We start from the raw sequence: 19,505 nt of genomic DNA, 5'->3' as shown, positions 1-19,505 counted from the left end.
TGACCACTCGTGTCGGGGCACGCCGCAGTCATGCGGGAGCCTCCGACCCAGAGTAGCCGTCGCCGTCATATTCTTCGCGCGGTATGCCGACGCCTTGACGCACCAGTCGGCGGCGGATAAGAGCGGCGGTCTCGGCGGCGTGCGGGAGCACCGAGGCCAGCCCGGTCCCCGCGAGCCAGGTGCCGGTGACGGCGATCCCGGCGACCGGGGCGAGCGCCGCGCGGAAGGCCTCCAGATGCGCGCGCCGGCCGAGCGCCGCGGCCGGGCGGACGTTCGCCCAGCGCACCCGGGCGGAGTCGACGAGGGTCGCCGGGTCGAGCTCGATCCCCAGCAGGATCGACGCGTCGCGCAGGGCGGTCGCAGCCGCCTCGGCGTCGCTCGCGCCCTCGAGCGGCGGGTGCTCGCCCGGGCGCCCGTAGGAGAGACGGAGGACGTGCCGGCCTGCGGGCAGGCCGGCCGCCAGCCAGGCCCACTTCGCGGTCGCGTGGGTGAGCGCCTTCGCCGTGACGTCCCGGGCGGTCGGCGCGACGAGCACGCCGGAGCCGCGCGGGGCGGCGTCCAGGCGGGCGTCGTCGACGACGAGGGTGACCAGCTCGACGGAGTCGTGCAGCACCTCGGCCGCCTCGTCGCGCACGGCGGGGACGATCCCGGCGAGCAGCTCGCGCGCGTCGCGCTCCGGCGTCGAGACGATGACCGATCGCGCGGTGAGCACGGCGCCGTCGTCGAGGGTGAGCAGGAACGGCTCGCCGTCGCCCTCGAGCCGGGTCACGCCGGTCCGCACCCGGATGTCGCCGGAGAGGTAGTCGATCCGCTCGACGAGCGCGGCGACCAGGCGGTGCATCCCGCCGTCGATCCCGCGGACGGCCACGCCGGCCGGGAGGTTCGCGCGCAGGGCGGCGACCGCGCCGGCGAGGGAGCCCGCCCGGGTGATCGCCCCGTTCAGCCCGGGGGCCGCCGCGTCGACGTCGATGTCCTCGGGGCGGCTGGAGTAGACGCCGGAGACGACGGGCGCGACGAGGTCGTCGAGGACCCGCTGCCCCATCCGGGTGCGCACCAGCTCGGCGAGGGAGTGCGCCCGGCCGATCCGCAGCACCGGCATCACGGCGTCGAGCCAGGCGCGCGCGGCCCCGCGGCGGCCGATCGCGCGGACGACGTCGGGTGCGAGCGGAGTGCCGGGGATGCCGAGGATCCCGGCGCGCGGCGAGGGGACGGAGCGCCCGCCCACGAGGTGCAGCCAGGAGCCGCCGGTCCGCGGCTCGACGATCGACTCGGCGAGCGGCCGGCCGTCGAGGGTGAGCGCGGCGAGCGCCTTCTCGACGTGGCCGCCGCGGGTGGCGAAGCTCTCGGCGCCGGCGTCGAGGACGGCTCCGGCGATCTCGAGCGCGGCGACCGAGCCGCCGACCGCGTCGCCCGCCTCGAGCACCACCACGCGCAGACCGATCCGCAGGCACTCGGCGGCGGCAGCGAGCCCCGCCACTCCCCCGCCCACGACCGCGACGTCGTAGTCGGCGACGGCCCTGCTGCCGTTCCCCTCGGTGCTGTTCCCCTGGGTCATGGCCGCCAGGCGTGCACGTGCGCGACCAGGCGCGTCAGCACGTCGGGGTCGGTCTCGGGCGGCACGCCGTGGCCGAGGTTGAGCACGTGGGCCGGCGCGCTGGTGCCGCGGCGGAGGACGTCGTCGACGTGCGCGGCCAGCACCTCCCACGGGGCGGAGAGCAGCGCCGGGTCGACGTTGCCCTGAACCGGGACGAAGCCGCCGAGCCGGTGGTTCGCCTCGTCGAGCGGGATGCGGTAGTCGACGCCGACGACGTCCGCGCCGATCCCGTGCATCGCGCCGAGCAGCTCGCCGGTGCCGACGCCGAAGTGCACGATCGGCACGTTGCGGCGGATCTCGCCGTGGTCGTAGGCCAGGTCGCGCACGTGGGTCAGCGCTCGCGAGGAGGCGGGAGCCACGTGCGCGGTGTAGTCGGCGAGGGACAGCGCGCCGGCCCAGGAGTCGAAGAGCTGCGCGGCGCTCGCCCCGGCCAGCACCTGCGCGCGCAGGAAGCGGCCGGTGACCTCGGCGGTCCACTCCATCAGCCGAGCCCAGGCCTCGGGGTCGGCGTGCATCAGGGTGCGGGCGCGGACGTGGTCCTTGGAAGGCCCGCCCTCCACGAGGTAGGCCGCGAGGGTGAAGGGGGCGCCGGCGAAGCCGATCAGCGGTGTCCCGCCCTCGCCGATCTCCCGCAGGCCCTCGACCGTGCGGCGGACGCCCTCGCGGATCGGCTCGAGGGTCTCGTCGAGCAGGGCCGGATCGAGCGCGACCAGCTCGTCGACGTCCGCGGCGGTGCGCACCGCCTTCTCGAGAACGGGTCCGCGCCCGGGGACGATGTCGACCGCGACGCCCGCGAGGCGCAGCGGGATGACGATGTCGCTGAAGAAGATCGCCGCGTCCACACCGTGCCGGCGGATCGGCTGCAGGGTGATCTCGCTCGCGAGCGCCGGGTCGAGGCAGGCGTCGAGCATCTGGGTGTCGGTGCGCAGCGCCCGGTACTCGGGCAGGCTGCGGCCGGCCTGGCGCATGAACCAGACGGGCGTCGACTCCGGTCGATCAGAGCGGTAGGCCCGCAGGAGGGAGGAGTCGGCCGTGCGCCCGGAGGCGAGCGGGTGCAGCGGATCGAGCAGGCCGGCGATGGGGGAGGTCACCGCGGCATTATTCCAGGCCCCGCTGATCCGGGAGCATTCGTGCAGTCTTCCCGAGGACCGCGGCCGACCCCCGGACGCCCCGGGTAGACTGCCCTGGTGCTTCTGTGTCTGACGGCGTCGCACAAGAACGCCAGCTTCGATCTCCTCGAGAAGCTCTCCGTCGACTCCTCCGCCGTCGCGTCGGCGCTCTCGGACGGCATCGACTTCGTCTCGGGTGCCGTGGTCGTCGCGACCTGCAACCGCTTCGAGGCCTACCTCGACATCGACGAGCCGCTCACCGCCGCGCAGGCCGTGACCGTCGAGGCCGCCACCGCGGCAGTGAGCGCCGCGACCGGCGTCGAGCAGGAGGAGCTGCGCAGCTCGGTCTCCGTCGTCTCGGGCGACCGCGTCGCCGAGCACCTCTTCGCCGTCTCCAGCGGGCTCGAGTCCGTCGTCGTCGGCGAGGGCGAGATCGCCGGCCAGGTCCGCCGCTCGCTCGAGGAGGCCCGCCGCCTCGGCACCACCTCCTCCGAGCTCGAGCGCCTCTTCCAGCGCGCCTCGCAGACCTCGCGCGGGATCAAGAACCGCACCGGCCTCGGCAGCGCCGGCCGCTCGATCGTCCGCCTCGCCCTCGACCTCGCCTCCAGCCGCATCACCGACTGGCGCGCCGCCCGGGTGCTGCTGATCGGCACCGGCAGCTACGCCCGCGCGACCGTCGCGGCGCTCCGCGATCGCGGCGTGCTCGAGATCGCCGTGCACTCCCCCTCCGGCCGCGCCGAGGGCTTCGCGACCCGCCGCGCGCTCCGCCCGATCGACGGCGCCGAGCTGGCGACCGAGGCCGTCGCCGCCGACGTCGTCATCACCTGCACCACCACCCAGGAGCCCGTCCTCGACGCGGCGATCCTCGCGGAGGGACGCCTGCGCGGCTTCTCCCGCGAGCGCCAGCTGGTCATCGACCTCGGCCTCCCCCGCAACGTCGCCGCCGACGTCACCACCGTGACCGGCGTCGAGCTGCTCGACCTCGAGACGATCAGCCTGCACGCCCCGCTCGACGTGCTCGACGCGTCGACCCAGGCGCGCGCCCTGGTCGACAAGGCCGTCCGCAAGTTCTCCGACGTCGCCGACGAGAAGAGCCTCACCCCCGCGGTGGTCGCCCTCCGCGCCCACGTCTTCGACGCGCTCGACGCCGAGATCGAGCGCGCCCGCTCCCGCGGCGACGAGGACGGCCGCACCGAGCAGGCGCTGCGGCACCTGGCCGGCGTGCTGCTGCACACCCCGAGCGTCCGCGCGCGCGACTACGCCCGCGCCGGCGAGCAGGAGGCGTACCTCACCGGCCTCGAGGCGCTGTTCGGCATCGAGGTGCCCGCCGAGCGCACCGTAGCCCGCCCGCTCGAGGCCGGCGGCGCGTCCGCGGCCTCGGCGTGACGCCGCTCCGGCTCCCGTACGAGGCGGAGCCGATCGAGACGGAGCGGCTGCTGCTGCGTCCGCTCTCGCTCGACGACGCCGAGGACCACGCCCGCTACCAGGGCGATGCGGAGGCCGTCCGCTATCTTCGCTGGCCGGTGCGGACCCCCGAGGAGTCGCGCGCGCACCTGGCCGTCCGGCTGCCGTCGGACCGGCTCGCGGCCGACGGCGACGTCGTCGTGCTCGCGATCGTGCCGCGATCCGGGCCGTTCGCCGGCCGGGTCGTCGGGGATCTCACGCTGATCGCGACCTCGACCGAGCAGGCCGGCGTCGAGATCGGCTGGGTCCTGCACCCGGAGGCGCAGGGGCGGGGCTTCGCGACGGAGGCCGCCCGCGCCCTGATCGAGCTGTCGTTCGACCGGCTCGGCGCCCACCGGGTCGTCGCGCAGCTCGACGCGCGCAACACCGCCTCCGCCCGCCTCTGCGAGCGGCTCGGCCTGCGCCTCGAGGCGCACCACCTCGACGACGAGTTCTGCAAGGGCGAGTGGACCTCGACCCTCGTCTACGCCCTCCTCGCCCGCGAGCGCTGACGCCCTCCGGGTCTCGATACGCCCCTGCGGGCTACTCGACCAGCATGATCCCTTCGCTGACCACTCATCCCGATCGATCGGCCCCACTGCAGACGGGCGGGACACTTCATGCTGATCGAGTAGCCCGCGAAGCGGGCGTCTCGAGATCCACCACCGTCAGGACCTGAGTCTGCAGACCCACTCTGCTGACGACGGTGGGTCTCGATACGCCCCTGCGGGGCTACTCGACCAGCATGATCCTCCGCTGATCGAGTAGCCCGCGGAGCGGGCGTATCGAGATCCGAGAAGGGTCAGGCGCCGCGCAGGCCCGTGAAGAGGTGGGTCTCCAGCTGGTCGAGCGGGATGCGCTCCTGCTTCATCGTGTCGCGGTCGCGCACGGTCACCGCGTTGTCCTCGAGCGAGTCGAAGTCGATGGTCACGCAGTAGGGCGTGCCGATCTCGTCCTGGCGGCGGTAGCGGCGGCCGATCGCGCCGGAGTCGTCGAAGTCGACGTTCCAGAGCGCGCGGAGCCGGTCGGCGACCTCGCGGGCGAGCGGCGAGAGCGCCTCGTTGCGCGAGAGCGGCAGCACGGCGACCTTGACCGGCGCGAGGCGCGGGTCGAGGTGCAGCACGGTGCGCGTCTCGACCTTGCCCTTCGCGTTCGGCGGCAGCTCCTGCTCCTCGTAGGCGTCGACGAGGAACGCCATCAGCGCGCGGGTCAGGCCGAAGGACGGCTCGATCACGAACGGCACGAAGCGCTCGTTCTTCGTCTGGTCGAAGAAGGAGAGGTCCTTGCCGGAGTGCTCCATGTGCGTCTTGAGGTCGAAGTCGGTGCGGTTCGCGACTCCCATCAGCTCGCCCCACTCGCCCGAGGCGAAGCTGAAGCGGTACTCGATGTCGACGGTGCGCTTGGAGTAGTGGGAGAGCTTGTCCTTCGGGTGCTCGAACTGGCGGATGTTCTCCGGCGAGATCCCGAGGTCGACGAACCAGTCCCAGGCGAGCTGCATCCAGGTCTCCTGCCACTCCTCGTCCGTGCCGGGCTCGACGAAGAACTCGAGCTCCATCTGCTCGAACTCGCGGGTGCGGAAGATGAAGTTGCCGGGGGTGATCTCGTTGCGGAACGCCTTGCCGATCTGGCCGATGCCGAACGGCGGCTTCTTCCGCGCGCTCTGCAGCACGTTGGCGAAGTTGGTGAAGATGCCCTGCGCCGTCTCGGGGCGGAGGTAGTGCAGCCCCGACTCGTCGTCGACGACGCCGAGGTAGGTCTTCATCAGCCCGGAGAACTGCTTGATCTCGGTCCACTGGCCGATCTTGTCGGGGTGCTCCGGGTCCGGGATGTCGGCGAGGCCGTTCTCGGGCGCGTGCCCGTTGACCTCCTCGTACTTCTCGAAGAGGTGGTCGGCGCGGTAGCGCTTGTGGGTGATCAGCGACTCGGTGAGCGGGTCGGAGAAGACGCCGACGTGGCCGGAGGCGCTCCAGATCGCGGTCGGCAGGATCACGGCGGAGTCGAGGCCGACGACGTCACCGCGGCCCTGCACGAACGCCTTCCACCACTGGCGCTTGATGTTCTCCTTGAGCTCGACGCCGAGGGGGCCGTAGTCCCAGGCGGAGCGGGTGCCCCCGTAGATCTCGCCCGAGGGGAAGACGAACCCCCGGTGCTGGGCGAGGGTGACGACCTTGTCGAGGGTGGTGGGTTCTGCCACGGGGAGCTCCTAGCTGTTCGGGCGCACGGGGCCCTGGCGCGCGCCGGCTGCGCGCGTCCTTCTGGTGTGCGTCCATGGTAGCCGCGGGCCCGGCGGCCGACCGCGGGCGGGGTCCGTCCGCGGGCATGATGGCGGGATGAGCAGCCTCCCTCCCCTCGTCGTCTCCGCCGTCGCCGTCCTGCGCGAGCGCCGCGTGCTGATGGTGACGGCCCGCGGACGCGACGTCGTCTACCTCCCGGGCGGCAAGGTCGACCCGGGCGAGACGAGCGCCGAGGCGGCGGCGCGCGAGACGGAGGAGGAGCTCGGCACCGCGCCCACGGCCCTGCGCGAGCTCTTCACCGTCCGCACCCAGGCGCACGGCGAGCCGGAGGGGCGGGAGGTGCACATGACCGTCTTCGCCGCGGAGCTCGCCGACGAGCCGCGCGCCAGCGGTGAGATCGACGCCCTGCACTGGATCACCGGCGCCGACGCGCACCGCTGCCCGCCCGCCGGGGTCGACACGCTCGCGCGGCTGCGCGCCCTGGACCTCGTCGACTGAGCGGGCCGTCACCGGCCGACGACGCTGGCGAGCGGCCCTCGCGCAGGCGGCTAGCCTCGTGGCGTGGAGACGAGACGACGCGCCAGAGACCATCCGACCGGAGGCGACGTTCCGCGCCTGGAAGCGGTCCGGCTGGAGGCGGCTGTGCCGATCCTGAGGATCTTCTCCGTCGCGAAGGCGGGCGAGTTCTACGTCGACTACCTCGGCTTCACAGTCGACTGGGAGCACCGTGCCTCCCGAGACGCACCGCTCTACCTCCAGGTCTCGAGGTCGGGTCTGCGGCTGCACCTGAGCGAGCACCACCGCGACGGGAGCCCCGGAGCGGCGGTGCACGTGGCCCTCCGCGGGGTGCGCGAGCTGCACGCCGAGCTCGACTCGAAGGAGTACCCGTACCTCAACCCGCGGATCACGCGGTCGCCCTTCGGCTTCGCGCTCGATCTGATCGATCCGTTCGGGAACCAGCTCCGCTTCGCCGAGGCCGCCCCGGACGCCGGTAACGCCTGAGAGTCCGCTGGTCAACCGTTCACCGCCTGTCCACCGCTTTCCGATGCGGGTCCCCTAGCGTGGCCGGGATGGTGACTCGGGGGACGACACGACGACCGGACGAGGTCCGGACGCAGGGGCTGCGCCTGCGCGCACCACTGCTGTCGACGGCGGCGCCGCTCGTGGTCGGACTGATCGGCTCGCTCGCGATCCTCGCGGGCTCGCTCGCGGTCGGCTACCTGCCGCTCGACTCGCCGATCCGGAGCTGGCCGCTGATCGCGGCACTGCGCGCCTCCTCGGGCGCCACCGAGCTCGGCGTCGTCGCCGTCGTCGGCGGCGGGATCCTGCTGCTCGTCGCCTGGCTGCGCCTGCGCGCGGTCGCGCTGGACGACCGGCCCGGCTCGGTCCGGGCGATCCTGGTCGCCGCGCTCGCCTGGGCCGCTCCCCTGCTGCTCGCCGTCCCGCTGTTCAGCCGCGACATGTTCTCGTACGTCGCGCAAGGCCGGCTGATGACGGCCGGCGTGAACCCGTACTCCAGCGGAGTCGCCACCCTCCCCGGCTGGTTCGCCCTCGGCGTCGATCCGCGCTGGGCCGACACCCCGACGCCCTACGGCCCGCTCTACCTGCTCGCCGAGCAGACCGCCGTGCACGTCGCCGGCTGGACCTTCCCCGAGCTCTCGATCGCGATGCTCCGCGCGCTGTCCGTCGCCGGAGTCGCCGTCAGCGCCGTCTACGCGCTCCGGCTCGCCCGGCTGCGCGGGCTGTCCGTCCCGCTCACCGCCTGGAGCCTCGTCGCCAACCCGCTCACCCTCGTCCTCTTCGTCGTCGCCGGGCACAACGACTCGGTGATGATCGCGCTGATCCTCGCCTCGCTCTACTACGGGCACACCGACCGCCGGGTGGCGGCGGTGCTGCTGATGGGAGCGGCGATCGCGGTCAAGCCGGTGGCGGTCATCGCGCTGCCGGTGCTCGCGCTGCTCTGGCTCCGCCACGACGCGACGCTGCGCGAGCGGATCCGCGCCTGGGCCTGGAGCGGCGCCGGCGCGCTCGCCGTCGTCGTCGCGATCGGCCTCGCCGCGGGCGTGGGCGTGGGCTGGATCGGCGCGATGATCGTGCCCGGCTCGATCCTGCACTGGTACGCGCCGATGTCCGCCGTCGTCGTCGCGGTCTCCACGGCCGTGCAGATGACCGGCCACGACCCGGCGACGGCGATCGCCGTGGTCAAGATGCTCGCCCTGCTCGCCGCCGGGCTGATCGCCGGCGCCCTCATGCTGTCGCGTCGGGCCATCGACCCGCTCGCCCGCCTGACCGGCGCGCTGCTGGCCTTCGTCACCGCGTCGACCGCCATCCACCCGTGGTACGCGCTGTGGATCCTGCCGATGGCCGCGCTCTCACGGCCCTGGCGCAGCACCCACCGGCACCTGGCGGTCTACGCCACGGTCTTCCTGATGTGCGTCACGCTCGCCGAGCCGGTCGACGGCGGAGGCGGCGCGGTCGACCAGATCCCGGTCCGTGTCGCCACCATCGCCGCGATCGTCGTCGTCGGCGTCTACGTGCTCGTGAGCTACTCCGACGAGGAGCGCGTCGACGCGCGCCGTCTCATCGGCGCGGTCCCGTTCGGCTCCGAGATCCTGAGCCGCCTCAGCGGCGGCCGCCTCGGCGCCCCTGCCCCCCTGCGCGTCCCGGCCCGCAAGTAGCCGACCCATGCTGGTCGAGTAGCCCCGCAGGGGTGTATCGAGCGAGGAAGCCGCTTCGCGTCTCGGTGGTGAGGGAAAGGACGCGGCTGCGCCGCGTCATGCTGGTCGAGTAGCCCCGCAGGGGCCTATCGAGACCCGCCGTCACCAGCAGGGCGGTCTGCAGACTCGGCTTCTGATGCTGGTGGATCTCGATACGCCCGCTGCGCGGGCTACTCGATCAGCATGGCTTTCCCATACCTACTAGGTGATCTTTCTTAGGAGACCCACCGGCCCCAGCAGGCTGGTCAGGCGCCGTCGGTCCTGCGCGCGCGGCGCTCGAGCGCCGCCTGCGCGGCGGCCGCTGCGGTGTCCTTCTCGGTGCCGCCGAGGACACCCGAGAGCGAGGAGAGCCAGGCGGAGTCGTTCCGCCGGTCGGCGACCGCGTCCGCGAAGAGCGGCAGCTCGCTCCGGGTCGCGTGGATCGCGTAGTCCTCGCGGCTGTAGTCGGCCGTCTCGGCGTCCGGCGTCGCGGCGTCGTCGCCGCGGTCGTCCTGAGTCATGGTGCCCTCTCAGCGGCCCGGTCCGTTCCGAGCACCCCGTCAGGCTAGCCCTGTTCAGGGGTGTCGGCATCCTCGCCGCCGCCGCGCGGCAGCGGCCGCCAGACCACGAGCTCGGTCCGCCGCTGCGCGCGCGTGCCGTGCCGGAGGGTGACGACGTCGCCCTCGAGGCCCGCGGCGAAGACCCGGCGGCCGGGGCGGTTGAGCAGCTCGTCGGCCAGCGCGGACTCCAGCTCGCGCACGCGCTGCGACAGCGAGAGCACCTGGTTCTCGAGCTGGAGGATGCGGGCGATGCCCTCGAGCGAGACACCCTCGGAGGAGAGCCGGGCGACCTCGCGCAGCTGCACGACGTCGCGCATCGAGTACCGCCGCGACTTGCCGGCCGTCCGGGTCGGCCGCACGAGGCCCAGCCGGTCGTACTGCCGCAGCGTCTGCGGGTGCATGCCGGCGAGGTCGGCGGCGACCGCGATCGCGAACACCGGGGTGCTCTCGTCCACGTCTCCTCCTCTCCGGCCGGCCCGCTCGGGCCGGACCACCCTGATGCCGCGCTAGTAGCGGGCCTTCTCCAGGATGTCGTCCCGCGGGTTGTCCGACGGCTCGGCGGCCGCGTAGGCCTCGAGGGCGTCGCGCGCCGCGCCGGACAGGTGATCGGGCACCGCGACCTGGATCTCTGCCAGCAGATCGCCCGTGCCCTTGCCGGTCGCGACCCCGCGGCCCTTGACCCGCAGCACGCGGCCGCTCGGGGTGCCGGGCGCGACGCGGAGCTTGACCGGGTCGCCGCCGAGGGTCGGCACCTCGATCGTCGCGCCGAAGACGGCCTCGACGAAGGTGACGGGGACGGTGACGCGCAGGTTCAGGCCGTCGCGCTCGAAGACGGGGTGCTTGCGCACGGCGACGGTGAGCACGAGATCGCCGGGCTCGCCGCCGTCGGGGCTCGGGCGGCCCTTGCCGCGGACGCGGATCTTCTGCTGGTCGGCGACGCCGGCCGGGATCCGGACCGAGAGCGCGCGGCCCTCGCCGGTCTGCAGCTGCACGGTGTCGCCCTGGGTGGCGGTGCGGAAGTCGATGGTGGTGCTGGCAGTGACGTCGGCGCCCTTCTGCGGGCCGCCGAAGCCGCGGAATCCGCCGCTGGGCTGACCGAAGCGGCCGCCGCCCGCGTTGCCGAACATGCCGCCGAGGATGTCCTCGAAGCCGGCGGGCGGACCCTGCTGGGTGCTGTACGAGGTGCGGCCGCCGCCGCCCTGGTTGAAGACGTTGCCGAAGACGTCGTCGAAGCCGCCGGGCTGGCCGCCGGCCGTGAAGCGGGCGCCGGAGCCCATCGCGCGGATCTGGTCGTACTCCTTGCGGTGCTCGGCGTCGGAGAGGACGGTGTACGCCTCGCTGATCTCCTTGAAGCGCGCCTCGGCCTTCGCGTCCCCCGGGTTGGAGTCGGGGTGGAACTGCCGGGCGAGCTTGCGGTAGGTCTTCTTCAGGTCCGCCGCGGAGACGTCCTTCGAGACACCGAGGATCTTGTAGAAGTCCTTGTCGAACCAATCCTGGCTGGCCATGCGCCTCTTTCTTCTCGGTAGTGCGGCCTGTGCCGTCCTGCGGCCCGGGTCGTCGTGCGGCCCGGTGCCGTCGTGCGGCCCGGTGCCGTCGTGCGGCCTGCGTCGTGGTGCGCGGCCCCCGCCGCCCGGCAGGGGCCGCCCGTGATCGGGGCGGCCCCTGCTCGGGAGCGGAGACTCCGCAGTGGTGCGGGAGGCGGGTCAGTCGGCGGGGACCGCGACGACCACCTTGGCGGCGCGCAGCAGCGAGCCGCCGAGGTAGTAGCCCGACTCGACGACGTCCGCGACCGTGGAGGTCTCGGCGCCGGGAGTGGGCTGCTGGAAGATCGCCTCGTGGATGTTCGGGTCGAACAGGTCGCCCACGGCGCCCGTCTTCACCAGCCCGAGCTTCTCGATCCCGCCGCGCAGCTTCTGCGCGATGGCGGTGAACGGACCGCCCTCGGCGAGGTCGCCGTGCTTCTCGGCGCGGTCGATGTCGTCGAGCACGGGGAGGATGACCTTCACCGCGTCGCCGATCGCCCGCTCCTTGTCGACCTGGCGGTTCGACTCGGTGCGCTTGCGGTAGTTCGCGTACTCCGCGGTGACCCGCTGGAGGTCGGCGAGGTGCTCGGCCGCGAGCGTCTCGGCGTCGGACTGACCGGAGAGGAACGAGAGGTCGGCGTCGGAGAGCGTCGTCTCGACGTCGGGACCCTCGGCCTCGATCAGGCCCTCGGTGTCCTGGGCGGACTCGGCCGCCTCGGCTCCGCTGGTCGGCTCGTCCTCGGGCACGCCGTTGTCCGGCTCCTGGTTGTGCTTCCCCATCGCTACTTCGTGTCCTTCGGCTCGTCCTCGTCGATGACCTCGGCGTCGACGATGTCCTCGTCGTCCTTCTTCTCGTCCTCGGCCGGCGCGTCCTGCGGAGCGCTCTGCGCGGCCTGGTCCTGCGAGTAGATGGCCTGCCCGATCTTGGTCTGCGAGGCGTTGAGCGCGTCGAACGCGGTCTTGACGGCCGCGTCGTCGTCGCCGGCGAGCGCGGTCTTCAGCGCGTCGACGTCGCCCTGGACCTCGGTCTTGACGTCCTCGGGCAGCTTGTCCTCGTTCTCCTTGATCAGCTTGTCGATCGAGTAGGCGAGGGTCTCGGCGTTGTTGCGGACCTCGGCGGCCTCACGGCGGGCCTTGTCCTCGGAGGCGTGCTCCTCGGCCTCGCGCACCATGCGGTCGATGTCGTCCTTGGGCAGCGACGAGCCGCCGGTGATCGTCATCGACTGCTCCTTGCCGGTGCCCTTGTCCTTGGCGGACACGTGCACGATGCCGTTGGCGTCGATGTCGAAGGTGACCTCGACCTGCGGGATGCCGCGCGGCGCCGGCGCGATGCCGGTCAGCTCGAAGGTGCCCAGGTTCTTGTTGTCGCGGGTGAACTCGCGCTCGCCCTGGAAGACCTGGATCGCGACGGACGGCTGGTTGTCGTCGGCCGTGGTGAAGGTCTCGGACCGCTTGGTCGGGATGGCCGTGTTGCGCTCGATGAGCTTGGTCATGATCCCTCCCTTGGTCTCGATGCCGAGGGAGAGCGGGGTGACGTCGATGAGCAGGACGTCCTTGCGCTCGCCCTTGAGGACGCCGGCCTGCAGCGCGGCGCCGACGGCGACGACCTCGTCCGGGTTGACGCCCTTGTTGGGCTCCTTGCCGCCGGTGAGCTTCTTGACGAGCTCGGCCACGGCGGGCATGCGGGTCGAGCCGCCGACGAGCACGACGTGCGCGATGTCGTCGACCTTGACACCGGCCTCCGCGATGACGTCGGTGAACGGCTTGCGGGTGCGCTCGATCAGGTCGTTCGTGAGCTCCTCGAACTTGGCGCGGGTGAGCGTCTCGTCGAGGTTCGCGGGGCCGTTCTCGGTGAGCGAGAGGTAGGGCAGCTGGATGCTGGTCGAGGTGCTCGAGGAGAGCTCCTTCTTGGCCTGCTCCGCCGCCTCCTTGAGGCGCTGGCGCGCGATCTTGTCCTTCGAGACGTCGACGCCGGTCGAGTCCTTGAAGCGCTTGACCAGGTAGTCGACGACGCGCTGGTCCCAGTCGTCGCCGCCGAGGCGGTTGTCACCCGAGGTCGCGCGGACCTGGATGGTGGAGAAGTCGTCGTCCTTGCCCACCTCGAGGAGGGAGACGTCGAAGGTTCCGCCACCGAGGTCGAAGACGAGGATGAGCTCGTCCTCCTTGCCCTTGTCGAGGCCGTAGGCGAGCGCCGCGGCGGTCGGCTCGTTGATGATGCGGAGCACGTTCAGGCCGGCGATCTCGCCGGCGTCCTTCGTGGCCTGGCGCTCGGCGTCGTTGAAGTAGGCCGGAACGGTGATGACCGCGTCGGTCACCTTCTCGCCCAGGTACTGCTCGGCGTCGCGCTTGAGCTTGCCGAGGATGCGCGCCGAGATCTCCTGCGGCGTGTACTTCTTGTCCTCGACGGCGAAGGTCCAGTCGGTGCCCATGTGGCGCTTGACGGAGGCGAGGGTGCGGTCGACGTTCGTCACGGCCTGGCGCTTCGCGGTCTCGCCGACGAGCACCTCGCCGTCCTTGGTGAACGCGACGACGGACGGGGTGGTGCGGAAGCCCTCGGCGTTGGCGATGACGGTGGGCTCGCCACCTTCGAGGACGGCCACGACCGAGTTGGTGGTTCCCAGGTCGATGCCTACGGCACGGGACATATGCGTGTTTCTCCTTCGCGGGCGGCCGTCGGGCCGCCCCTCACTGGTGGATCTTCTGCGGGAAAGTCGTTCGCGGGAGTTGAGTCCCGCACGCTCAAGTCTACGCATCGGCAGGGGGGAGTCAAGTCGAGAGCCGAGAACCTGAGTCGCCTCGACTCAACTCTCAGGCTGCAGAAAACGTCACGCTACCCGCCGTTCTCCCGGTCCCCCTACGGTGAGTCCATGACCGCCGGAACCCTCCCCCGCCCCCGCACCGGCCGCTGGCCCGTCCTCGCCTGGGGGCTGTGGGACTGGGGCAGCGCCGCCTTCAACGCCGTCGTCACGACGTTCGTCTTCACCGTCTACCTCACCACCGACGGCCTCTTCGGCACGCCGAGCGGTGTCTCGGCCGCGCTCGGCTGGACCCTCGCCGGCGCCGGGGTCGTCGTCGCGCTGATCGCCCCGGTCACCGGTCGCCGCGCCGACCTCGGCGGGAGTCGGCGCCGCTGGCTCGGCCTGCACTCCGCGGTCGTCGTCGCCTGCATCCTGCTGATGTTCCTCGTCCGCCCCGACCCGGCCTACCTCTGGCTCGGGCTGGGTCTCCTCGCCGTCGGGACGGTCTTCTTCGAGTTCGCGAGCGTCAACTACAACGCGATGCTCAGCCAGGTCTCCACCCGGGCGAGTGTCGGGCGCGTCTCGGGCTTCGGCTGGGGCATGGGCTACGTCGGCGGCATCGCGCTCCTGCTGATCCTCTACTTCGGCTTCATCTCGCCCGAGGTCGGGCTCTTCGGCGTCACCGGCGAGGACGGCCTCGACGTCCGCGTCTCGATCCTCCTCGCCGGCGTCTGGTTCGCCGTCTTCGCGCTGCCGGTGCTGTTCGCGGTCCCGGAGCTCCCGGGACGGGTCGGCGGCGGGGAGCGGGTGAGTGTGCTCGAGTCCTACCGCGCGCTCTTCCGCCAGATCGGGGCGCTCCGCCGCGAGAGCCCGACGACGCTCGCCTTCCTGCTCGCGAGCGCCGTCTTCCGCGACGGCCTGACCGGCGTCTTCACCTTCGGCGGCGTCCTCGCGCAGGGGACCTTCGGCTTCAGCGCGGGCCAGGTCATCCTCTTCGCGATCGCGGCGAACATCGTCGCCGGGGTCGCGACGATCGCCGTCGGCGCTCTCGACGACCGCCTCGGCCCCAAGTCCGTCATCGTCGCCTCGCTGATCGGGCTGATCGTCTGCGGCACTGCCGTCTTCCTCCTGCACGACGCCGGCGCGACCGCGTTCTGGGTCTTCGGCCTGCTGCTGTGCCTGTTCGTCGGCCCCGCGCAGTCGGCGAGCCGCAGCTACCTCTCCCGGCTCATCCCGGAGGGGCGCGAGGGCGAGATCTTCGGCCTCTACGCCACGACCGGTCGTGCGGCGTCGTTCCTCGCGCCGGCCGCCTTCGCCGCGGCCGTCTCGATCGCCGCGGGCGTCTCCGGCGACGCCGACGTGCAGTACTGGGGCATCCTCGGGCTGGTCGTCGTGCTGGCCGCGGGGCTCGCGCTGCTGCTGCCGGTCAAGACGCCGGCCGCCGCCGCCCGGACGAGCGACTGAACAGCTCGCGGACTCCGATCAGGCGGCGAGCTCCGATCAGGACGCGAGCCAGAACAGGATCAGCAGCAGCGTCACCAGGAAGCCGGTGAGGAAGTTCAGCGCGAGGAAGCGCTTCCAGCCCGCGTTCGCCCGCTCGGCCTGCTCGTCGGTCAGCGAGCGGTACGGCCAGACGCTCAGCGCGTAGGGGATCGCCAGCAGAGCGGCGAGGGTTCCCGGCCAGGGCAGCAGCAGCAGGAGCAGCCCGCTGGCGACGTAGGCGGCGATCGCGAAGCGCACCGTCGCCTTCGCGCCGATCACCGTGGCGATCGAGCCGATGCCGCCGGCCCGGTCGGCGAGGATGTCCTGCACCGCACCGAAGGCGTGGCTGGCGATCCCCCAGAGGAAGAACGCGACCAGCAGGGCCCACAGACCCGGCGTCGCCGTCGTGCCCGCGAGCGCGAGGCCGTAGACCGCGGGGCTGACGAAGTGCGTCGCCGAGGTGAGCGAGTCGACGAACGGCCGCTCCTTGAAGCGCAGCCCGGGCGCGCTGTAGGCGATGACGGCGAAGACGCTGATCGCCAGCACCAGCCAGGAGAGCGGCGAGCCGAGCAGCACGAGCGCGATCAGGAACGGGACGTTGGTCGCCACCGCCGCGACGAGGGTCGCGCGGTGCTCGCTGCGGTCGAGGACCGCGCCCTCGACGCCGCCCTTCCGCGGGTTCCGCAGATCGGACTCGTAGTCGAAGACGTCGTTGATCCCGTACATCGCCAGGTTGTAGGGGATCAGGAAGTAGAGGGTGCCGAGCACGAAGGCGAGGTCGATCTCGCGGGTGGTCAGCAGGTAGGCCGCGGCGAACGGGTACGCGGTGTTGACCCAGCTCAGCGGGCGGCTCGAGACGAACAGCGCGCGCAGCCGCTTCACGGGGCGCTCCGGCGCCGGGCGGGCAGGAGGGTCCAGAGCGCCGGCAGGGCGACCGCGGCGGCGATCGCGTAGGCGAAGTCCTCGATCGGCGCGACGCCGATCCGGATGCCGGAGATCAGGTCGTCGTCGTAGGCGACGAGGAGCCCGACGCCGATCATGATGTTGTCGAAGACGGCGGTCATCACGAGCAGCACCGCGAGGGTGCCGAGCAGCGCGGGCAGCCGGAGCCGGCCGCGGCGGAGCGCGACCACGAGCAGCACCGCGACCGCCGCGAGGAACACCGCGTTCAGGAGCAGGTAGGTCACGCGCGCGCCTCCGCCCGCTTCGCGAGGAACCCGTGCACGTCCATCGACAGATAGCAGAGCAGCGTGAGGAAGAGGACCTCCTCGATCGGCAGCTCCGGCGCGATCTGCAGCCCCGTCATGTACGGCGTCTCGCCGCGGAAGAAGACGCCGAGACCGATCCCGGCGAGATCCCAGAGCAGGAAGAACACGACGCCGGCCGGGAGCACGATCGCGGCACGGCGGACGTCCGCCCAGAAGAACAAGCCGAAGCGCCGGTCGAGCACGACCATCCCGGTGATCGAGACGACGAGCGCGAGCAGGTAGAGCACCCCCACGCGCTACTCCCCCGCGACCGCGACCGCGACCGACTCGGGCACGGGCTCGGGCGCCACGCTCGGCGCGACCGGCGCCGCCGGCGCCTCGCGCACCGGCAGCGGCTCGGTCGACACGTCGCCGCGCACGCGCTTGAGCATCACCTCGGCGCTGATCACGCACATCGGCAGGCCGATGCCCGGGATCGTCGAGCTGCCCGCGAAGAGCAGCCCGTCCACGTGCGCGCTCGCATTGCCGGAGCGGAAGAACGCGCTCTGCGAGAGGATGTGCGCCGGTCCGAGCATCGAGCCGCGCCAGGCGCCGAGGTCGCTCTCGAAGTCGGCCGGGCCGATGGTGCGGCGCACCACGATGCGCTCAGCGAGGTCCTCGGCACCGGTCCAGGTCGCGATCTGGCGGATCGCGGCGTCCGCGATCGCCTCGACCTGCGCGTCGCCGGCGCCGTCGATGCCACCGTGGCCGATCGAGGTGTCGGCCGGGATCGGCACGAGCACGAAGAGGTTCTCGTGGCCCTCGGGAGCGACGCCGGGGTCGGTCGCGCTCGGGCGGCAGACGTAGATCGACGCGGGGTCGGGGACGGAGGGGTTCTCGCCGAAGATCCGGCCGAAGTTCTCGCGCCAGTCGCTCGTGAACAGCAGCGTGTGGTGCTCGAGCTGCGGCAGTGCGCCGCGGACGCCGAGCAGCACCAGCACGGCGCTCGGGCCGGGCTCGCGGTTCTCCCAGTACTCCGGCGGGTAGCTGCGCAGCTCGTCGGGCAGCAGCGACTGCTCGGTGGTGAAGAGGTCCGAGGCGTTGACGACGAGCTCGGCCGGGAGCCGCCCCGTTCCCTCCGGCCCCTCGTACTCGACGCCGACGACCTCGGCGCCGCGGCGGCTGCCGCGCGGGGCGCGCGCTGTGAGGATGCGGGTCGCGGGCGAGGAGGTGCGGACGGTGACGCCCGCCTCCTCCGCCACCTCGGCGACCGCCGCGATCAGGCGGGTGAAGCCGCCCATCGGGTAGAGCACGCCGTCGGCCAGGTCGAGGTGGCTCATCAGGTGGTACATGCTCGGCGCCGCGAACGGCGAGGAGCCGAGGAAGACGGCCGGGTAGCCGAGGATCTGCCGCAGGCGGTTGTCGGTGACCGCGGTCGCCGCGAAGGTGTCCAGCGGGGTGAGCAGGAGGCGGCCGAGCCGGCCGGTGCGGCTGAGCACGTCGCGGCGCAGCAGCGGGAGGAAGGACGCGAAGCTGGTGTAGAGGAAGCGGCGCTTGGCGACCTCGTAGGTGTCGCGCGCCGACTCGAGGTAGACCCGCATCCGCGCGCCGGCGCCGGGCTCGATGCTCTCGAACAGGGCGAGGTTCGACTCGAGATCGGCGAGCACGTCGATCGGCTCGTCGATGCCCTGGCTGTAGACCCGGTAGCCCGGGTCGAGTCGCTTCAGGTCGAGGCGCTCGGCGGCGCTCGTGCCCATCAGGCGGAAGAAGTGGTCGAACACCTCGGGCATCAGGTACCAGGAGGGGCCGGTGTCGAAGCGGAAGCCGTCGCGCTCCCAGGAGCCGGCGCGGCCGCCGACGACCTCGCGCTGCTCGAGCAGCGTGACGTCCCAGCCGTCGCGGGCGAGCAGGCCGGCGGAGGCGAGTCCGCCGATGCCGCCGCCGATCACGACGGCGCGGTGCGGGCCGCTCGCGGAGCGGGAGGCGCGGGCGGGGCCGGTGCCCAGGCGCGGGCCGAGGGTCGAGACGGCGGCGCGGGCGGCGAGCGCCGCCTTCGTCGCGGTCGGCACGCTGACTCGAGCTCGGAGGAGCTCCTCCGCGGGGGTCGCGCGGATCCGATCGGCGAGGGCGGCGAAGAGGGAGTGCGCGAGCAGCACGGCGCGGCGGCTCGAGCGCGGCAGCTCCGGCACGATCGCGCCGGCGGCGGCGAGGTCGTCGTCGAGGTCGGCGAGCAGGGCCGCCTTGTCGGTCTCCGAGAACGCCCGCGGGTCGACCCCGGGGAAGTAGCTGCGACCGAGGCCGTCGACGTCGGCGGCCAGGTCGCGGAGGAAGTTGACCTTCTGGAACGCGGAGCCCAGGCGACGGGCGCCGGCGACGAGGCGCTCGCGCGCGGCGGGCGAGACGAGGCCCGCGTCGGGTGCGGCGAGGAAGACGTGCAGGCACATCAGCCCGACGACCTCGGCCGAGCCGTAGACGTAGCTCTCGAACGACTCGGGCGTGTGCACGGTCTCGCGGAGGTCGGCGCGCATCGAGGCGAAGAACGGACCCGTCAGCTCGGTGCCGAAGCCGGTGGCCCGCGCGGTGCGGGCGAAGGCGTGGATCACGAGGTTCGCGCTGTAGCCGCTGGCGAGGGCGCGCTCGGTCTCGGCCTCGAAGGCGTCGAGCGACTCCTCGACGGCGGCGCGGTCCAGGTGCGCCTCCTCGGCGACCCCGTCCACGATCTCGTCGGCGACGCGCACCAGCGCGTAGACGTCCTCGACGCGCTCGCGGACACCGGCGCCGAGCAGGCGGGTCGCCAGTCCGAAGGAGGTGGAGTAGCGCCGGATCACCTGCGCGGACGCCTCGTGGGCGACGCGGTCGTACAGTTCGCTCTGCCGGCTCATCGTGCCACCGTACGGCGCGCGCGGGCGTCGAGAAGCATCGGGGCCGAGATCCGCGCG

18 protein-coding genes are annotated in these 19,505 nt (G+C 72.6%); 6 read left to right on the top strand and 12 right to left on the bottom strand.

The window, feature by feature from the left end; translation table 11 throughout:
• Positions 1-28: 28 nt before the first annotated feature.
• Positions 29-1,555: a protoporphyrinogen oxidase gene (gene hemG, locus EDF17_RS01610; RefSeq protein ID WP_123444870.1), complete on the bottom strand. Its 1,527-nt coding sequence runs from the start codon at positions 1,553-1,555 to the stop codon at positions 29-31.
• A complete protein-coding gene (hemE, locus tag EDF17_RS01605) occupies positions 1,552-2,685 on the bottom strand; it encodes a uroporphyrinogen decarboxylase (protein WP_243732760.1) in 1,134 nt (377 codons plus the stop codon). The genes hemG and hemE overlap by 4 nt, the downstream gene beginning before the upstream one ends.
• A 96-nt stretch (positions 2,686-2,781) precedes the next feature.
• Here hemE and EDF17_RS01600 point away from each other — a divergent pair, with 96 nt between their 5' ends.
• Positions 2,782-4,089, top strand: coding sequence for a glutamyl-tRNA reductase (locus tag EDF17_RS01600; RefSeq protein WP_123444869.1), 1,308 nt, complete (start codon positions 2,782-2,784; stop codon positions 4,087-4,089).
• Positions 4,086-4,658 (top strand): GNAT family protein, encoded by a 573-nt coding sequence (locus EDF17_RS01595; RefSeq protein ID WP_243732759.1) that lies wholly within the window; start codon positions 4,086-4,088, stop codon positions 4,656-4,658. Before EDF17_RS01600 ends, EDF17_RS01595 begins: the two co-directional genes overlap by 4 nt.
• Positions 4,659-4,948: 290 nt before the next feature.
• Here the strand turns inward: EDF17_RS01595 and EDF17_RS01590 are convergent, their stop codons facing one another.
• Positions 4,949-6,340 carry a glycine--tRNA ligase gene (locus EDF17_RS01590; RefSeq protein ID WP_123444868.1) on the bottom strand — a complete coding sequence of 464 codons (1,392 nt, stop codon included), beginning with the start codon at positions 6,338-6,340 and terminating at the stop codon, positions 4,949-4,951.
• A 136-nt stretch (positions 6,341-6,476) separates the two neighbouring features.
• On the opposite strand from EDF17_RS01590, the gene EDF17_RS01585 reads away from it, so the two are divergent.
• The 3 genes from EDF17_RS01585 (at position 6,477) to mptB (ending at position 9,058) form a co-directional block, all read left to right on the top strand.
• Positions 6,477-6,878: an NUDIX domain-containing protein gene (locus EDF17_RS01585; protein ID WP_123444867.1), complete on the top strand. Its 402-nt coding sequence runs from the start codon at positions 6,477-6,479 to the stop codon at positions 6,876-6,878.
• 63 nt (positions 6,879-6,941) lie between these two features.
• Positions 6,942-7,382, top strand: a complete 441-nt coding sequence (locus EDF17_RS01580) for a glyoxalase superfamily protein (RefSeq protein WP_260321442.1) — start codon at positions 6,942-6,944, stop codon at positions 7,380-7,382.
• Between the two features lie 68 nt (positions 7,383-7,450).
• Positions 7,451-9,058: a polyprenol phosphomannose-dependent alpha 1,6 mannosyltransferase MptB gene (mptB, locus tag EDF17_RS01575; RefSeq protein ID WP_133671826.1), complete on the top strand. Its 1,608-nt coding sequence runs from the start codon at positions 7,451-7,453 to the stop codon at positions 9,056-9,058.
• A gap of 284 nt (positions 9,059-9,342) precedes the next feature.
• On the opposite strand, the gene EDF17_RS01570 is transcribed toward mptB, so the two are convergent.
• The 5 genes from EDF17_RS01570 to dnaK form a co-directional block, all read right to left on the bottom strand.
• Entirely contained in the window at positions 9,343-9,597 is a 255-nt protein-coding gene (locus EDF17_RS01570; RefSeq protein WP_123444865.1) for a hypothetical protein, read from the bottom strand.
• 44 nt (positions 9,598-9,641) lie between these two features.
• Positions 9,642-10,091: a MerR family transcriptional regulator gene (locus EDF17_RS01565; RefSeq protein WP_123444864.1), complete on the bottom strand. Its 450-nt coding sequence runs from the start codon at positions 10,089-10,091 to the stop codon at positions 9,642-9,644.
• Between the two features lie 51 nt (positions 10,092-10,142).
• A complete protein-coding gene (locus EDF17_RS01560) occupies positions 10,143-11,141 on the bottom strand; it encodes a DnaJ C-terminal domain-containing protein (protein ID WP_123444863.1) in 999 nt (332 codons plus the stop codon).
• 198 nt (positions 11,142-11,339) lie between these two features.
• Entirely contained in the window at positions 11,340-11,939 is a 600-nt protein-coding gene (gene grpE, locus EDF17_RS01555; RefSeq protein ID WP_123444862.1) for a nucleotide exchange factor GrpE, read from the bottom strand.
• A gap of 2 nt (positions 11,940-11,941) precedes the next feature.
• Positions 11,942-13,804, bottom strand: coding sequence for a molecular chaperone DnaK (dnaK, locus tag EDF17_RS01550; RefSeq protein WP_123444861.1), 1,863 nt, complete (start codon positions 13,802-13,804; stop codon positions 11,942-11,944).
• 222 nt (positions 13,805-14,026) lie between these two features.
• On the opposite strand from dnaK, the gene EDF17_RS01545 reads away from it, so the two are divergent.
• The gene (locus EDF17_RS01545) at positions 14,027-15,361 is read left to right on the top strand and encodes an MFS transporter (protein ID WP_123444860.1); all 1,335 of its coding nucleotides are present in this window, start codon (positions 14,027-14,029) and stop codon (positions 15,359-15,361) included.
• Positions 15,362-15,397: 36 nt separating this feature from the next.
• Here the strand turns inward: EDF17_RS01545 and EDF17_RS01540 are convergent, their stop codons facing one another.
• The 4 genes from EDF17_RS01540 to crtI are packed head-to-tail and all read right to left on the bottom strand — an operon-like array spanning position 15,398 to position 19,448.
• Positions 15,398-16,261 (bottom strand): prenyltransferase, encoded by an 864-nt coding sequence (locus EDF17_RS01540; RefSeq protein ID WP_123444859.1) that lies wholly within the window; start codon positions 16,259-16,261, stop codon positions 15,398-15,400.
• Entirely contained in the window at positions 16,258-16,566 is a 309-nt protein-coding gene (locus tag EDF17_RS01535; protein WP_123444858.1) for a lycopene cyclase domain-containing protein, read from the bottom strand. Before EDF17_RS01535 ends, EDF17_RS01540 begins: the two co-directional genes overlap by 4 nt.
• A complete protein-coding gene (locus EDF17_RS01530; RefSeq protein WP_123444857.1) occupies positions 16,563-16,880 on the bottom strand; it encodes a lycopene cyclase domain-containing protein in 318 nt (105 codons plus the stop codon). Before EDF17_RS01530 ends, EDF17_RS01535 begins: the two co-directional genes overlap by 4 nt.
• 3 nt (positions 16,881-16,883) lie before the next feature.
• Entirely contained in the window at positions 16,884-19,448 is a 2,565-nt protein-coding gene (gene crtI, locus EDF17_RS01525; protein ID WP_123444856.1) for a phytoene desaturase family protein, read from the bottom strand.
• Positions 19,449-19,505: the final 57 nt, after the last annotated feature.

The sequence above is a fragment of the Rathayibacter sp. PhB1 genome (assembly GCF_004362935.1).
Taxonomy (GTDB): Bacteria; Actinomycetota; Actinomycetes; order Actinomycetales; family Microbacteriaceae; genus Rathayibacter; species Rathayibacter festucae.
Note: the sequence above shows the minus strand (reverse complement) of the source record. Positions and strands in the feature narration are given on the sequence as shown.

Excerpts from the sequence above, each read along its gene's own strand:
- crtI (WP_123444856.1), bottom strand. The coding sequence starts at position 19,448 with ATGAGCCGGCAGAGCGAACTGTACGACCGCGTCGCCCACGAGGCGTCC.
- mptB (WP_133671826.1), top strand. The coding sequence starts at position 7,451 with ATGGTGACTCGGGGGACGACACGACGACCGGACGAGGTCCGGACGCAG.
- grpE (WP_123444862.1), bottom strand. The coding sequence starts at position 11,939 with ATGGGGAAGCACAACCAGGAGCCGGACAACGGCGTGCCCGAGGACGAG.
- hemG (WP_123444870.1), bottom strand. The coding sequence starts at position 1,555 with ATGACCCAGGGGAACAGCACCGAGGGGAACGGCAGCAGGGCCGTCGCC.
- EDF17_RS01585 (WP_123444867.1), top strand. The coding sequence starts at position 6,477 with ATGAGCAGCCTCCCTCCCCTCGTCGTCTCCGCCGTCGCCGTCCTGCGC.
- EDF17_RS01570 (WP_123444865.1), bottom strand. The coding sequence starts at position 9,597 with ATGACTCAGGACGACCGCGGCGACGACGCCGCGACGCCGGACGCCGAG.
- EDF17_RS01560 (WP_123444863.1), bottom strand. The coding sequence starts at position 11,141 with ATGGCCAGCCAGGATTGGTTCGACAAGGACTTCTACAAGATCCTCGGT.
- dnaK (WP_123444861.1), bottom strand. The coding sequence starts at position 13,804 with ATGTCCCGTGCCGTAGGCATCGACCTGGGAACCACCAACTCGGTCGTG.
- EDF17_RS01545 (WP_123444860.1), top strand. The coding sequence starts at position 14,027 with ATGACCGCCGGAACCCTCCCCCGCCCCCGCACCGGCCGCTGGCCCGTC.